Source organism: Halobacillus sp. Nhm2S1 (assembly GCF_019599545.1).
Taxonomy (GTDB): Bacteria; Bacillota; Bacilli; order Bacillales; family Halobacillaceae; genus Halobacillus.
Genome location: NZ_JAIEZV010000003.1, coordinates 525379 through 541206, shown reverse-complemented (window position 1 = coordinate 541206; position 15828 = coordinate 525379). Strand labels below are relative to the sequence as shown.

At 41.9% G+C, this 15828-nt stretch carries 15 protein-coding genes; all 15 read left to right on the top strand.

Going from position 1 to position 15828, the window contains the following annotated elements; all coding sequences use genetic code 11:
• Entirely contained in the window at positions 1-1437 is a 1437-nt protein-coding gene (locus tag K2225_RS14640) for a phage portal protein (RefSeq protein ID WP_255574552.1), read from the top strand.
• A gap of 9 nt (positions 1438-1446) precedes the next feature.
• Complete coding sequence (locus K2225_RS20215; RefSeq protein WP_220585402.1) at positions 1447-2400, top strand: minor capsid protein; 954 nt, start codon at positions 1447-1449, stop codon at positions 2398-2400.
• 185 nt (positions 2401-2585) lie between these two features.
• Positions 2586-3206, top strand: a complete 621-nt coding sequence (locus K2225_RS14630) for a DUF4355 domain-containing protein (protein WP_220585401.1) — start codon at positions 2586-2588, stop codon at positions 3204-3206.
• A gap of 95 nt (positions 3207-3301) precedes the next feature.
• A complete protein-coding gene (locus tag K2225_RS14625) occupies positions 3302-4168 on the top strand; it encodes a phage major capsid protein (RefSeq protein ID WP_255574598.1) in 867 nt (288 codons plus the stop codon).
• A 19-nt stretch (positions 4169-4187) separates the two neighbouring features.
• A complete protein-coding gene (locus K2225_RS14620) occupies positions 4188-4505 on the top strand; it encodes a hypothetical protein (RefSeq protein ID WP_220585399.1) in 318 nt (105 codons plus the stop codon).
• Between the two features lie 4 nt (positions 4506-4509).
• Positions 4510-4845: a phage head-tail connector protein gene (locus K2225_RS14615; protein ID WP_220585398.1), complete on the top strand. Its 336-nt coding sequence runs from the start codon at positions 4510-4512 to the stop codon at positions 4843-4845.
• Positions 4845-5156: a hypothetical protein gene (locus K2225_RS14610; protein ID WP_220585397.1), complete on the top strand. Its 312-nt coding sequence runs from the start codon at positions 4845-4847 to the stop codon at positions 5154-5156. Before K2225_RS14615 ends, K2225_RS14610 begins: the two co-directional genes overlap by 1 nt.
• Positions 5147-5494 (top strand): HK97-gp10 family putative phage morphogenesis protein, encoded by a 348-nt coding sequence (locus K2225_RS14605; protein ID WP_220585396.1) that lies wholly within the window; start codon positions 5147-5149, stop codon positions 5492-5494. The genes K2225_RS14610 and K2225_RS14605 overlap by 10 nt, the downstream gene beginning before the upstream one ends.
• 8 nt (positions 5495-5502) lie before the next feature.
• A complete protein-coding gene (locus K2225_RS14600; RefSeq protein WP_220585395.1) occupies positions 5503-5892 on the top strand; it encodes a hypothetical protein in 390 nt (129 codons plus the stop codon).
• An 11-nt stretch (positions 5893-5903) separates the two neighbouring features.
• On the top strand, positions 5904-6452 hold the full coding sequence (locus K2225_RS14595) for a phage major tail protein, TP901-1 family (RefSeq protein ID WP_220585394.1): 549 nt from the start codon (positions 5904-5906) through the stop codon (positions 6450-6452).
• 61 nt (positions 6453-6513) lie between these two features.
• Positions 6514-6903, top strand: coding sequence for a tail assembly chaperone (locus K2225_RS14590; RefSeq protein ID WP_220585393.1), 390 nt, complete (start codon positions 6514-6516; stop codon positions 6901-6903).
• Between the two features lie 41 nt (positions 6904-6944).
• Positions 6945-7280, top strand: coding sequence for a hypothetical protein (locus K2225_RS14585; protein WP_220585392.1), 336 nt, complete (start codon positions 6945-6947; stop codon positions 7278-7280).
• Positions 7273-9891 carry a phage tail protein gene (locus K2225_RS14580; RefSeq protein ID WP_220585391.1) on the top strand — a complete coding sequence of 873 codons (2619 nt, stop codon included), beginning with the start codon at positions 7273-7275 and terminating at the stop codon, positions 9889-9891. Before K2225_RS14585 ends, K2225_RS14580 begins: the two co-directional genes overlap by 8 nt.
• Positions 9892-9904: 13 nt before the next feature.
• On the top strand, positions 9905-11404 hold the full coding sequence (locus K2225_RS14575; protein ID WP_220585390.1) for a distal tail protein Dit: 1500 nt from the start codon (positions 9905-9907) through the stop codon (positions 11402-11404).
• A gap of 12 nt (positions 11405-11416) precedes the next feature.
• Positions 11417-15796: a phage tail spike protein gene (locus K2225_RS20150; RefSeq protein WP_220585389.1), complete on the top strand. Its 4380-nt coding sequence runs from the start codon at positions 11417-11419 to the stop codon at positions 15794-15796.
• The last annotated feature ends 32 nt before the right edge of the window (positions 15797-15828 follow it).

Genomic DNA, 15828 nt, shown 5'->3' with positions numbered 1-15828 from the left:
TTGACAAGTGCAAAAGGTTTTGAACGAGCATTAAACGGTGTGGAAAATACTAAACGACGATTTAGTAGGGAGGCTAACATTCAATACACTTATGAATCGTTAGAAGAGTTATTGAAGAACACGAATGATTTATCTGCTATGATTAAGCACCATATCGAGCACCAACAGCCAAGGTTAAAAGAGTTAGATGATTACTACAAAGGCAACAATACTGTGATTTCAGTAATGAATAGGCGAAAGGAAGATGACAAGGCCGATCATAGAGCAAGACACAACTATGCGAAGTATGTCTCGAACTTTATGCAGGGCTTTCTTGTGGGTGTTCCAATTGTCATGACTCATACAGAAGATGCAGCTCAAAAGAGGATTGATGAGGTTAATAAGGCGATTGAGAGCGATGCATTAAATGCTGACTTGATTTTAGATATGTCCATTTATGGTCGAGCGTATGAGCTCGTTCATCGAAACCAGAGTGATGAAACTAAAGTTTATTTATCATCGCCCTTAGAGACATTCTTAATCTATGATAATACGATTGAAAAGAACATTGTAGCTGGTGTGAGGTACTTCATAGTAGGTTATGGCCACGATAAAAAAGTGAAGGTACTTCTCTACACGCCTACCAATATCCATACGTATTACACAACAAATTTCGGTGATTACAACCTTACCTTTGATAGCACGGTTGACCACCCTTTTGGAGATGTGCCGATAAACGAACATTCGAACAACAGGTTTAGACAAGGTGATTTTGAGAATGTGTTGGATCTTATTGACCTCTATGATTCAGCTCAATCGGATACGGCCAACTACATGACCGATTTAAATGACGCTATGTTAAAAATCGTGGGGAATGTAGATTTGGATCCAGAAGAAGCCAAGAAAATGAAACAGAGTAACATCATCTTCTTAAAGCCTTCCACTAATAATGCTGAGGGTAAAGAAGGCTCTGTTGATGCTGATTATATTTATAAACAATATGATGTTGCCGGAGCAGAGTCCTACAAAGATAGGCTGCAAACGGACGTTCATAAGTTTACGAATACTCCCGACCTTACTGATATTAATTTCAGCGGCCAGCAAACAGGCGAAGCTATGAAGTACAAGCTCTTTGGTCTGGAACAAATCCGTATTAATAAGGAGCGTCTTTTTAAACGATCACTCAACCGTAGGTATCAGTTAATTGGAAATGTTATGAGTCTTGCCAGTGAAGCGAAGAAAGAGGAGTTCACCGGCATCACTTATAAGTTTACTCCGAACCTTCCGAAATCAACGAAAGAAGCAGTGGAGATGTTTAATGCTCTTGGTGGTGAACTTTCTCAGAAGACTAAGCTCAAGACAATACCGATGATTGTAGAAAATGCTGAAGAAGAAGAGCATCAGATTGAAGAAGAGCGAAGTAAGCAACGCCAGGCATCTAGTTATATGGAGAATTGAGGTGGTTAGGTGGCTGACGGTAAGGATTACTGGATAGAGCGCGAGCGGGACAACATTACAAGAGAACAAATGAAGGATGCTGAGGTAACAGAGCGATTAAGGAAGATCATTAATCAAGCTCTTAGAGAAGCTGAGAAAGAGATTTACTCATTCTATGCTAAATATGCTTATAAGAACGAGATTAGCAAGGCGGAGGCTAAGAAGCGTGTTTCTGAGATGGATGTCCAAGCGTTTGAAGAAACTGCTGCACGATACGTAAGAGAAAAGAACTTCAGTGAGAAGGCAAACCGTGAGCTAATGACTTACAACACGAAAATGCGTATTAGCCGACAAGAGCTACTAATGATGCAACTGAACGCTCACTTAGTTGCTATGGCCGATGATCATATTGATGTGTTCCAGAATTACCTCGAACAAGCTGGCGTTTCTGAAGTGGCAAGGCAAGCCGGTATTCTTGGAGCTAACATCGTTATATCTCAGGAAACGCTCCTATCGATTGTGGGAGCTTCTTTTTATGGGGCTAAATGGTCTGACCGCATATGGAGTGATATGAAAGCACTTAGAGAAGAGCTTGAAGTTATCATCAACAGTTCCATCACTCGAGGGGTCCATCCTCAACGATCCGTAGCAAAGATCAGAGAACGCTTTGAAGTCACTACGTTTGAGGCTCGTAGGTTATTGATCACTGAAACAGCCCGAGTTCAGACGGATGCTCAGAAACTTTCTTTCGAGGCACTAGCTGAAAGTGATGAGGAACAGGAATATGAGTTTGTAGCAAAGCGTGACAAAAAGACCTCAGAAACGTGTGAGAACCTTGATGGAAAACGATTCAAGGTAAGTGACATGATGCCAGGAGTAAACGCTCCACCCATGCATCCATTCTGCCGATCTGGCACTATGCTGGTCTTGGGAGAGTGGCGAGATAAACTTTTTGGTGACAAGAAAGAGAAGTATATCCTTTGAATTTGTCTTTGAGCAATAGACGTTAAACAGGCTTATAAATTACTATACTATCTGGGCTTTTAGCAATAACTGAATAGTTCTACTGAGGATAAGCACTAAACGGGACGTTATGGACTGTGAGGGGCTTATTTTTTATGGATTTAAAAGTTATTTGTTAGGGACTGGGTGGGATAAGGAGAATGGAAATGACTGAATTGCAAAGTAAGTTATATCGGTTGAACCTACAGTTCTTCGCAGAAGGTGCTTCTGACAATAATAACAACACAGAAAGTTCAACATCTGATGACAGCGACGATAATTCTGATAACGACAAAGACCAGACCTTTACTCAGTCAGAAGTTGACTCGGCCATTAGTAAAGCTGTAGATACAGCAATCAACAACAAGCGCAAAGAGTTTGAAAAGGAAAAAGAGAAAGCTGTGGCAGATGCAAAGAAGGATGCTAAAGCATACGCCAAAATGACCAAAGCTGAACAAGAGGAAGCTGACTATCAAAAACGATTAGAAGACTTAGAAGATCGAGAGCGTCAACTAAACCTCAAACAACTTAGCACAGAGGTGGAAAGTGACCTTAAAGAAGAAGGTCTCCCTACTGACTTTGCAGCTTCATTAGTTGCAATGGATGACAACGAAAAAATAAAAGAATCTATCTCTAATATTAAGAAAGTATTTGATGAAGCAGTTAACCACGCTGTGAAAGAGAAGTTGCGACAGGATCCACCTGAAGGCAGTCAGTCATTTAAGGAGCGTCAATCATCTAGCAACAGATCCCGTGCAGAGATGGCGAGAAATGCACGGATTATTTAACTAATAGGAGGAATGATGGAGTGACTACAAAGAAACCATATCTAAAATTGAATCTGCAGCACTTCGCAGAACAAACCTTTAACCCAGACAACGTAATGATGAGCGATTCTAAAGACGGTACTGTACCAAAGGAATACGGAACATTGATCATGAATGACATGATGCAAAATTCGAAAATCATGCAGTTGGGTGTCTACGAGGAAATGAACAAACAAGAGAAAGAGTTTGATTACTTTGCAGAGGGTCCTGGGGCGTACTGGGTCAATGAAGGTGAGCGTATTCAGACATCCAAAGCTAAATGGCTGAAGATCACGATGAAAGCTAAGAAACTTGGGGTTATCCTTCCGGTCTCCCGTGAGTTCCTGCAATATAGCATGTCTGACTTCTTTGAGCAGATGCGCCCGAAAATCAGCGAAGCGTTTTATAAGAAATTCGATGAAGCGGGTATCTTGAATGTATCGAACCCATTCTCTCAATCGATCGAACAATCCGTAACAGCTGCAGACCACGTTGTTGAAGGTGATATTACAGGAGACAATATTTTGGTTTTGGAGGATCAATTACTCGATGACGATTTCGAGGCCAATGCTTTTATATCAAAAGCTCAGAACGCAACTGCTTTGCGTCAAGCGACGATTGGAGAAGGGAACTTGCAACAATCCATTTACGATCGGTCCAATAACCGGATTGATGGACTTCCTGCAGTAAACTTTAAGTCATCAAACCTTCCGAAAGGAACTCTTTACGCTGGAGACTTTGATCATCTCCACTATGGTATTCCTTTTGATATTTCCTACAAGATTGCTGAAGAAGGAACTATTTCAACAATCGTGGACCAAGATGGTGAACCGATTAACCTATTCGAACGTGAAATGGTTGCTCTACGTGCCACGATGGATGTGGCGATGATGATTGTTAAAGATGATGCCTTTGCTAAGTTGATGCCGGCTCCTACAGTGTAATAAAGAAAGGGTGACGTAAATGCCTTACAAAGTAATCAGAGGATTCAAGGATAAGAATACTCAAATCCATTACCGAAAGGGAGTGTTTTATCCAGGAGGTAGTGTATCTGATGAACGTCTTAAAGAATTGATGTCTGAAGGGAATGCTGTGAAGACCCCCGTATTGGTAAAAGTAGAAGAAATACCAGGGTCAAAAGAAGAACCACCGGAAGAAGAAAAACAACCACAAGAAAATGAGTTTCCTAAACACAAGGGAGGACCCTGGTATGAACTCTCAAACGGTGAAAAGATTCAAGGTAAAGAAGAGGCTGTTCAAGCTGAAGAAGAATTGAAGTGATTTCATGGACTCTATTAAACAAAATGTAAAAGCAATCTTGGGGATCGATGATGATCTTCAAGACCAAGTCATAACTATCCTTATTAACAATACACAGTCTCACTTGAAGCTGTGGTTGAAGAAACATGCCGGACTGGATGAGATACCGGCTGAGCTTACTTTTATTATTGAGGAAATTACTATTAACCGTTTCCAGAAGATCGGAAGCGAAGGAATGAAGTCCGAAGCTATTGAGGGCAGATCTGTAACCTATCGTGAGGACGATTTTAAATCGTATTTGTCTATTTTAGAGTCTTACATTCCAAAGCAAGATGGATCTGGGAAGGTGATGTTTTTCTGATGAGGTATGCAGATCGTGTGACCTTACACAAGACAGTCGGTAGTGGATATAACCCCGAAACAGGGAAGAACAAAGTTCAAGTCGATATCGGAGTCATTCTACCTTGTAATACTTCGCCTTTGAGCATGGAAAGAGTGAAGACCATATTTGGTTCTATAAATAAAGAAGTTACTTCAGTAAGGATTCAACGTCCCTTTAAAGGAAATCCAGATAAGGCCATGATCGGTGGTCACAGATATAACGTTCTTCGCCATGTAAGACATCGGTCGGAGAGCGTTTTTTATTTGGAAGAGGTGAGCGTATGGAGTTAGACGGTTTAGATGCACTGCTCGCCAAACTGGAACGAATGGAAGAAGATATTGAGGACGATGTGAATACAATCGTCAAAAATAACACGATCGAGATGACTGGAGAGGCCATACAGAATGAGCGGGCACGATTCAATAAAGGTTACTGGACAGGACATACCGTGAGAAATACAAGGACTCAAAAGCTAGGGAGCTTACACTATCGAACCTTTGTAGATTCTGAATATGCAGGGTATCTCAATTTTGGTACTCGTTATATGGACCCGACTTGGTTTCTTAGAGATGCTTATTACAAGCAAAAAGAAAAGTTTAAAGAAAATCTTGATCGACTCGTAAAGTAGGTGGATGAATGTTATCACCACAAATTCAATTATTTAACGCGATATTCGCCGCATCTTTAAATCTTGGATATAAGACTATTGATTACTCTCCAACGAGTGATGACAGTCTGCCTTATCCATTCGTGTTTGTTGCAGAAACTAATAGCGATGACGTGATCAATAATAAAGATGTCATTACAGGGAGAGTCAGGCAAACCGTGCATGTGTGGGGGTATGCTCATGACCGCGCCACGTTCACTGATATAGTCTATCAATTGGAAATGAAATTGAGACATTTAACAACACTTAAAAACTACCGCTTGGAAATTACCGAGTTAAATTCCAACCAGATAATCGATAACACTACTACGGATAATTTGCTCCATGGAACAATTGAAGCAGAGTACAAATTAAGTTAGGAGGAACATGCATGAGTGAAATTGCGAAAGGCGTATACAAGGTCTTGTACTTCCGTAAGCTTGGAGAAGCTGCCGAAGGTGCAAAGCTTGTATTTCAAACGGAACACTCGAAGTCTTATTCTCGTGAGCGCGAAAAAACAGAAACCAAAGACGGTTCGGTTTCTGGATCATCCACACTGGAAGATGAAGTGAGTATCTCAGCCCTTCAATCTACAGAGGATCCAACGTTCAGTATGCTAGAAGATTCTATTGTTGATGACTTTCCAGTGGAAATGTGGGAGGTCGATTTAGCCACGAAAACAGTGGACGATAGCGGGACTGAACCTGTAACAAAATTCGATGCTGAGTATCGCCAAGGCTATATTACAGAGTGGGAACCTACGAACCCAGCTGAAGGAGATGCGGAAGTTGAAGGAACATTTATGACTGAGGGAAAACGTCAGAAAGGTCAAGTGACCTTACCGGATGGAGATCTCCAAACATTATCATATGTATTCCATGATCTATTGTCCGATGATGTAGCTAACGATGGTTTGGCACCAGAAGAACCTGCTGTATAAGGGAGTGGGAGAACCTCTCTCTTTTTCTATGGAAACTTTTAAATAAAGGTGGAATTGAAATATGCATATTAACTTTAACGGAAGAGAGATTCAGCTTGTTTTCGGACTACGGACATTAACAGAAATTGATCGAGAACTAGGATTTGAAATTGAAGGAGCAAGCCTTGGAGAAGGACTAGAAATGCTCATTCCCAAACTGCAAACCGGGAATATCGTTGGGCTTTCTAAAATTATTAAAGCAGCCACTTCACATGATAAAAGATCCCCTGAAACGTTCGATGAATTGGAAGAGGTATTGAACGATATTGCGGAAGAAACAGGGTTTGAAGCTTTTGGTGAACAAGTTATTGAAGAACTGGGAAAGCGACCTATGACCCAAAGTCTTCTTCCAGACGATCTAAAGGAAACTCAAGAGAGCAAGGAGAAACCAACCAATCTAGAAACGGTTTAACCTACGATGAAATTGTGATCTATGCTTTGAGGAAGTTGGACATGGAGCGCTTACGAGATGTGGAACAAATGACACTATCTGAGTTTCACTATAAATACTACGCTCAAGAATACAAAGAAATCGACAATGAATACGAACTTCATAAAATGGCATTCTTAATTCGCAATGCTAAAGCAACAAAGAATGTCGGGACGGATAAGAATCCGAAAGAAGAATATGTGTTCAAGGAGTTCGAGGACTTTTTTGATTATGAAAAGGCATTGAAGCTCATTGACGAGCCATTTGAAGAAAAGAAAGAGGATGTAGCAACAGCTAAGCTGTCACCTGCTCAATTAGCAGCTCAACATAACAGTCGAAAGGGGGGGAATTATGGCTGAGTATTCAATTGAAGCTGAATTAAAGGCGAATGCTAGTAAGTATAAGCGGGCTATTCAATCTGCAAAGCGCGTAACGGAAAAATTCAAACGGGAGTCTGAAACCATCAAAGAAGCTAGACTTGGAGCTGATACATCGCCTTTGAAGCGGAATTTAAAGAGAGCTCGTAACATGATGAAGTTGTTTGCGCGTAATAAGACTAAAGCAGATGTTGATGTTGGCGTCGATGATTCAGAAGCTAAACGTAAAATGGGCCTGCTCATGGCTGTTAAACAAGCTCTAAGCCGAAGAATTGTTATCCCGGTGGAAGCAAGAATTGAGAAATTCCAGAAGACCATGGGGCGCATAGCTAATTCCATACAAGCCTTTGATACGGTTGCGGGCAACACTTTCAGAGGTTTAGGTCTTATGGTGTCATCAAGTCTTGTACCAATAATCGCCTCCATGATTCCGGCTATCATGGCTGTTGGTAATGCATTAGGAGTGGTTGGATCGGGAGCGGTTGCTTTAGCTGCTGCGTTTGGGGTAGCTGGTAGTGCGGCCATTGCTTATGGCGCGGCTGCGGCCCCTACGATCCAATCCATTATTGAAGGAACGGCTGAGTCTACAAAAGAAAACATCAAAGCAGCCAAGCAGTTAGGCTCTCTTAAAAACGCTTGGAGACAAGTTCAGGAAGCCATTGCACCTCAAGTTGCTGTAGCTTTTGGTAATGCGATGGAAGGATTAGAGACGATCATTCAGTCTTTGAATCCAATGTTCACCCATATAGCAGACAGCGTAGCCAGACTTTCAGAAAAATTCAAGACGTTCTTTGAATCCTCATCAGCGCAGAGTTTCTTTGATTATTTAAATGGAAGTGCAGCCCCTATCCTCGAAAAGATAGTTAATGGAATTACTGGTTTCATAGAAGGTCTTATGAACCTCACAGTCGCTTTCGGTCCATTAACTGATTTCATGGCTCAAGGATTCGAAGATATGGGTGGATCATTCGCTAGCTTTACAGAGAGAGTAGCTAAGTCGAAAAAGCTCCAACAATTCATCAAATACATTAAGGAAAACTTGCCGGTAATCAGACAAATCTTTGGTGATGTGTTCAAAGGAATTATTAACTTATTCGTAGCGTTCAGCGATAACAGCGCATTAATCTTTACGTCATTATCCACTATGGCTGCCAGGTTTAGAGAGTGGTCAGCTGCCATATCGGAATCGGATGGCTTTCAAAAGTTTATTCAATACGTCCAAGAGAACGGCCCGAGGGTTATATCTCTTATCGGTAACGTTATATCATTCATTATCAACCTGGGAATTGCATTAGCTCCATTAGGATCTAAAGTGATGGAGATTGCCAATAGTATACTGAGATGGACAAACTCCATGTTGGAAAATTATCCGGTTATCGGGGAAATCGTTGCGATTGCTACTGTACTTGGTGGAGCGCTAATTGCCTTAATTCCTAACATCGTAGCATTAGCCAGTCTGTTTTCAGGACTAGGAGCTAAGTTAGTCGTCTTGTTCACAAGGGTGAATGGCGTTCTGCCAATTATGACGAAGTTACGCGCAGCCTTTTTAGCCATAACAGGACCGATTGGGATTGCTATCGCTGTGATCGTTGGGCTAGTCGCTTTATTTGTGACGATGTATAACCGCTTTGATTGGTTCCGGGAGATGGTTCACAAAACTTGGGCTGCTATCCAATCTGCATTTTCTACCGCGCTCTCCTTTATACAACAAGTTGTGACTTCGGTTTTGGCTGCGATCGTTTCTTTTGGAGGTGCTCAGCTTGAAAAATTCCGTGGTTTTTGGGATGAGAACGGCGCTCAAATTTCTAGCTTAACAAAAAAATATTTTCAATTAGTCCTATCTGTGATTCAAACGATAATGTCCACCATTCTTGGGGTCTTTCAAACAGTCTGGCCCATTTTGTCTAACACTGTGAAGGTAACGTGGTCCCTTATTAAAACCATTGTTTCAACGGGAATAGACATTTTACTGGGTCTCTTTGAGGCAGGACTAGCTATACTGCGAGGTGACTGGTCAGGTGCCTGGCAAGCGATAGAACAAATCGGAAAGAATATCTGGCGTAATATTGAGTCATTTTTCTCTAGCATTGACCTTACACAAATGGGTAGAGACATTATCCAAGGGTTGCTTAATGGTATTAGTTCCATGTTTGGTTCGATTAAGAGGATGGTTTCTAGAGCAGCGGACCTGGTTCCTAATTGGCTGAAGAAAAAATTAGGAATTGCTTCTCCTTCCAAAGTTACGACTCGATTAGGTGAGTTCACAGGGGAAGGGATGGTCGTAGGTGCTGGAAAGATGCTTCCTAAAATCGCTAAGAGGGCGAAAGAAATGGCTGGAGCGATTACCCCTAAAGAGAAGGACATGGCCATAACTCCTACACTTCAATCAACAAAAATCTCATCAAGCTTGAGAAAGCTTAAGAAAAACAGCGCATCTAAAGTTAGAAGTGCTGTGAATGCTAGTGTGGAATATCGGGATAAACAACCTGCTAATATCCAATTAACAATTGGCAGAAGAAGCTACCGAGCTTTTGTTGAAGACATCACAAACGAACAGGAATTGAGAGAAGAGTTGAATCGGAATTTCGCATAGAGGAGGCACAATATTGTATAAGTTTGTAGATTTCACCGAGAGAGGTACAAGAAGTGCCTCTTCTTCTATACAAACAATTTTCAATGAGGCTAATTTAGATCAATTGCTTACAAATGAAACTGGAAGCTTTCAAACACTCACTGTTCAAGGAAGATCCAATGTTAATAATCGAATTAATACTCAAGAAGTGGCTGGAATGGATGGGTTGTTGGAAACAGAGAGTACTACATTGAGTGAGAGAACGCTAGTAGTTAAATATCAAATTAAAGATAAAACACAACAAGGGTTGAGAGATAGATATAATCAATTGAACCAATTGTTGCAAGGGTCTCAGAAGCAGTTGATATTTACGGATGAGAATAAGTACTTTTATGCCACTTTAAGCGTGCATGATGTCCCTGAAGAAGATAGTAATACTTTAATTGGAAAGATTACTTTCTTATGTTCAAACCCTGTGAAATACGGAGAAGAGGACGAAGCTTATATATCTAGTACAGATGCAACGACAGTGTTCATTGAAGGAACTGGCAATACAAAACCCATCTTCGAATTGGAAGTATTAAATAAAATCACTTATGTCCTGGTTGCTAAAGACGATAGCGAGTATATGATGATCGGGCAGCCATACGATATAGAAAATCAAGAGTATGAAAAGTATGAGACTGTCTTGTTTGAAGACGCATCAAGTGTGAGCGGGTGGACATCGGCAAATGCAGGGGAAGTAAACGGCACAATTACTGGAGAAATGAAAAGCAATGGCTATCGCTTTCAAACTGTTGATTATGGTGTAGGTTCTTCTTGGCATGGTCCAGCAATTAAGCAGGGACTAAGTAATGCTATTACCGATTTTCGGGTAGAAGCGAAAGTGACATTTAGAAATACAGAGACAAAGGACATCGGTCGAGTCGAAATTTATGGCTTAGATGTTCATGGGAACCAGCTCTTCAAACTCGCGATGAAAGACATCCTTGGAGGTAAGAAACAATCCTTTGGTGAGGTAAGAGCGGGTGGAGGATCCACAAACCATTTTTTAATTGCAGAAGCAGGTGATAAAGGATGGGAGTGGAATGATTTTGAGGGTGTTCTTCGAATTGAACGAGATGGCAAACATTGGACGGCCTATATTGCTCGTATTAATGATGAAGGGCTACACTCTGCGAGTCGAACGAGAGAATGGGATGACAATGAAGGAAAGTTCACAGCTGACTTAGCGCAAATTGTTCTTCATACTTCTCAGAATGGAATATATCAAGTCCCCATGCAAGGGATTGATTCAGTTAGGGTGGAAAAAATTAATCAACAGTCTACAGGGGTTCCTTATATTGCTGGGCCAGGCGACACAATTGTCTTCAACCATAAAACTAAAGAAATCTTCATTAATGGGGAGCTTCGCAAGGATCTAAAGAACTTGGGGGCTCGCCATTTTTCATTGCCACCGGGGTACAACATATTATCCGTGCTTCCCACGGGAGATGTCCAAGGACTTGTGAACTGGCACCCTACTTACCGTTGAGGAGGTGTTCATATGGGACAAACGAAGACTATTATCCACATATTTGACTGCCAATCAGGAAAGTTGCTTGACTATTTGGGTGAGGATGAATACTGGGGTGACGAGCGAATCCGTCATTTGAAAAATCAGCAGGACACGTGGGATTTCGAAACCTTTTCCGACCGGTCCTATTCTCAACACCTGCGAGATCGTAACCTTCTCCTGATTCCAAACAAGAAGAGTCCTGGTTATTCAGAATTCATTATAGAAGAAAACAAACCTTACATGGGCACTGATGGATCTCATAAACTCATCGCTTATACATCAGCAAGTTATGTTGAAATTAAAAAGCAAAAAATCATTGATCCACAGGTTACGGGGGCACTTACTGCAGAACAACATGCCAATGCAGCCGTTTTAGGGACAGAGTGGAAGGTAGGGCAGATTGACTTCGACGGTGTGCGAACTTTTACTTTTGAAGAACACACAAACCCTCTTCATTACCTAAGGAAAATTGCGAATGAATTCAAGTTAGAATTGAATTTCAGAGTTGAGACTGATGGATTAAAGGTCACTGGTCGTTATGTTGACTTAGTTAAGCATATTGGATCCTGGAAAGGGTATGAAGCTACTCTTGGACATAACCTTCAAGGAATTGAGAGACACGAGAATAAGCGAGGAATTTTAACAGCTCTTGTTGGCGTTGCTCCAGCAGATGAAGAAGGGAATCGAAAGACGGTATTCTTGAGTGATGATGATGCTCTTCAGCGATGGGGTAATCGAGGGAACCACTTAATCGAGGCCTATTATCCAGAGTCAACGGACCAAGACATGTCAGAAGAGACACTGATACTGCTTACTGAAAATGAATTGGAAAGACGAGTAAATAGTAACGTCAAGTACTCCGGGGAAATTGCAGTGGTGGCTGAGCAAGCCGGTATTGAAGAGGTGGATTTACACTTCGGGGATACCATCAAATTGAAAGATGAAAAATTCAGTCCCCCACTATACTTGGAAGCGCGAGTTTATGTTATGAAAGAATCTGTTAAACAGGATGGACCAGTTGATGTGGAACTGGGCGAGTATATCGAGTACACCGAGAAGCAAGTCTTTTCTATTTGGAGACAACTACAAAAAGAAGTATCTAAAAAGGTAACGGATGAGAAGTTAAGAAACTATGCAGAACCCAAGAAAATTCGGTCAAACAATCCACCTTCAGACAAGAATGCCGTATGGATTGATACCTCTGGTGAAGAAGATGTATGGTATTCCTATGATTTTGAAGCAGGAAAATGGAGGCCGGGTCCAAGTGGTCCTCAAGGTGTCCCGGGGCCGCCTGGTGAAGATGGCCAAACCTTATATACATGGATTAAATTCGCTGATGACGTAAATGGAAACGGACTTACTGACACGCCTGAAGGTAAAAAGTTCATCGGGATTGCTTATAATAAGCAAACGTCCATTGAATCTAACGAACCAGGTCACTACACCTTTTCTCAATGGGAAGGGGACCAAGGGGTACAAGGACCACCAGGCGAAGACGGCAGAGAAAAATATACCTGGATAAAGTACGCTGACGATGCAATAGGAACAAACATGACCGACGACCCGACGGGGAAAGAATACATCGGTTTGGGATACAACAAGAGTACGCCCTCTGAAGGAACCGACTCTACAGCATATACATGGGCAAAAATGAAAGGGGAAGAAGGCCCTCAGGGTCCTCAAGGAGAAAGGGGATTGCAAGGTCCACGAGGTGACCAAGGTATCCAAGGACTTACCGGAGAGGACGGAACTTCGAGTTACACACACATCGCCTATGCCGATAGTGCCGACGGAAGTGCAAACTTCTCCATATCTAACTCTGACCGAGATTTCATGGGTATGTATGTCGACACAAACCCGATGGATTCAACTGATCCAAACAAGTATAACTGGACGCGCACGAAAGGAATAAAAGGCGATCAGGGCATACCTGGACCAACAGGTGACGATGGGCTAACCTCTTACCTCCATATCGCTTATGCTACGAATTCATCAGGGACGAGTGGTTTTAGCACTACCACATCGACAAATAAAACGTATATTGGTCAATATACAGACTTCACCCCCGCTGACTCTAATGATCCGACTAAATATATATGGACAAAAATCAAGGGAGATAAAGGTGACACAGGAGCAACTGGATCACAAGGACCACAAGGTGAAAGAGGCCTCCAAGGCCCAAAAGGCGACCAGGGGATCCAAGGACCACCGGGAGAGGATGGGAGTTCGAGTTATACACATATAGCTTACGCTAACAGTGCGGATGGCACTAGCGGATTCTCAACGAGCAACAGCAGCAACAAATTGTACATTGGTATGTATGTTGATTTTAATTCGACTGATTCCACCGATCCGACGAAATACAATTGGACACTTATCAAAGGGCAGGATGGATCCCAAGGCATCCAGGGACCAGCTGGTGATGATGGACAGACTCCGTACCTCCATATTGCTTATGCAAATAATTCATCGGGCACAAGTGGTTTTTCGACTACAGATAGTAGAAATAAATTATATATTGGTCAATACATCAATTACACAGCAGCAGATTCGACTAATCCTTCTATGTACACATGGACACGAATTAAAGGGGAAAAAGGTGATCAAGGATCCACCGGACCAACCGGACCCAAAGGAGACCAGGGAAACACAGGACCTCAAGGACCGCAAGGGACACGAGGTCCCGAAGGGCCTGAAGGACCTGAAGGACCACAGGGGCCCAATGAAGTGAACTCGGGTACTTTATTTGGAGAAGAATTCGAAATGCTTAGTAATAATTATTATTACTATACGACGGTAGAACAAGAAAACTCGGGATCATGGTATAGAATAGCTAGGAACAACGGTAGTAGAGCTTTTGCGAAGTTCTTGTTAAAAGACACTACAAGTGGCAAGCACCAAACAGTTTCTTTTGAGGCGGCAATCCATTACGGTAGAAATCCATTTATCGCAGTAACGACAACTAGCACATATTCAGCGCCGACATTTGAGAAGTTGAGAGTCGTATATAACGGAACCTATGATGATGTTTACCTGGAGGTATTCATTCCTGATACTGGGCGTACCAGCAGCATGCACCTCTATATTACGGACAACATTCAAGACTCCGGGTGGGTAGGTGTTGACTGGGAAAAGATAACAACCGTACCCTCTGGATATCGCACATATGAGCGTATGTGCTCTAACGGGCACACGTCGCAAGATTATGCTGATAGCGCAAAAGGAAGCACTGATCTGTGGAAACACCCCAACTCTACTTATATAGACGGAGGAAAAATTTATGCTGATAGTGTAACAGCTAACCAAATCAGCGTCTCACACCTTTCTGCAATTGCTGCAGATTTAGGAGATGTGACAGCTGGTAACCTTACGACTGACACTTTCATAAATGTAGGAACGAACCTGGGCGTGGGTGATGCTATTTTTATAGGTGATCCAGGAGATAACTCGAGTACAAAAAGGATCATATTTGAACCCGAGGAAGACCCGGATCCTTATGGTATGCCGAGTCTGATTGGTTACAATATATCTGGGGGAGGTTCATCAGGCATAGGCGAGGTTTATTTAGGACAAACATTAAGATTACAAGCTGGACGACTCGAGTTAGGTCTGGGAGTGACAGACTTTTGGGTTGAACGTGATGAACTCGGATCAGGGGATGTGAAAATTTCATTTGATGATGCCAACCCTTCATATAATGGTGCTTCCTACGGCAGTGAATTTTCATTTTACGGAGATGGGAGCATAACTAAGTCCCTTTTGAATGCTGGTGGTCTTCGGCTTCATAATTCGAAAATGCATTTCACTAGTGGCCCATACTTAAATGCAGGAGGGGGAGTTTTCCGGGCAGTAACTGATGCACAAAATTACTTGAGAATTAATTCAGGGTCGACGGATATTGTTAATGCCTCAGAATTAGCATTCCGTTTCAAGGTAGATAAGGCAGATAATAATCATAGAATCATAGATGCAGGTGGTAGGACTTCCTTAAAAATGTTGTCAGGTTCATCAACCAGCACACCTCAGGTACAATCCAGAAATGGAAATGACACAGGTTACGGGATTTTTGTAGGGTCAGACTTTGTAGTGGGGTCAAGTAAAAAAATAAAAGATAACATCATACCAGTTTCAGACGTTATTGAGAAACTTATGGCCTTGGAAGTAATTAATTTTAATTACCTTGAAGCAGAAACAGAGCCCAAAATTGGTTTGACTTATGAACAAGCTAGTGATGTGTTCCCAGAGATAACCAGGGTGGCTGATGATGGTTTCAGTGGAGGGATTAATCAATCTAATCTACTGAACGCTTTGCTAAAAGGGTTTCAAGAAGTTGTAGCGAGATTGAATAAAATAGAAGAATCTCATTAATGAATTTGCAGACTTATCCTGAGGAGGTTTCG

Bases quoted from the DNA above. Each gene is read 5' to 3' on its own strand.
- K2225_RS14630 (WP_220585401.1), top strand. From the start codon at position 2,586: ATGACTGAATTGCAAAGTAAGTTATATCGGTTGAACCTACAGTTCTTC.
- K2225_RS14625 (WP_255574598.1), top strand. From the start codon at position 3,302: ATGATGAGCGATTCTAAAGACGGTACTGTACCAAAGGAATACGGAACA.
- K2225_RS14620 (WP_220585399.1), top strand. From the start codon at position 4,188: ATGCCTTACAAAGTAATCAGAGGATTCAAGGATAAGAATACTCAAATC.
- K2225_RS14615 (WP_220585398.1), top strand. From the start codon at position 4,510: ATGGACTCTATTAAACAAAATGTAAAAGCAATCTTGGGGATCGATGAT.
- K2225_RS14610 (WP_220585397.1), top strand. From the start codon at position 4,845: ATGAGGTATGCAGATCGTGTGACCTTACACAAGACAGTCGGTAGTGGA.
- K2225_RS14605 (WP_220585396.1), top strand. From the start codon at position 5,147: ATGGAGTTAGACGGTTTAGATGCACTGCTCGCCAAACTGGAACGAATG.
- K2225_RS14600 (WP_220585395.1), top strand. From the start codon at position 5,503: ATGTTATCACCACAAATTCAATTATTTAACGCGATATTCGCCGCATCT.
- K2225_RS14595 (WP_220585394.1), top strand. From the start codon at position 5,904: ATGAGTGAAATTGCGAAAGGCGTATACAAGGTCTTGTACTTCCGTAAG.
- K2225_RS14590 (WP_220585393.1), top strand. From the start codon at position 6,514: ATGCATATTAACTTTAACGGAAGAGAGATTCAGCTTGTTTTCGGACTA.
- K2225_RS14585 (WP_220585392.1), top strand. From the start codon at position 6,945: ATGGAGCGCTTACGAGATGTGGAACAAATGACACTATCTGAGTTTCAC.
- K2225_RS14580 (WP_220585391.1), top strand. From the start codon at position 7,273: ATGGCTGAGTATTCAATTGAAGCTGAATTAAAGGCGAATGCTAGTAAG.
- K2225_RS20150 (WP_220585389.1), top strand. From the start codon at position 11,417: ATGGGACAAACGAAGACTATTATCCACATATTTGACTGCCAATCAGGA.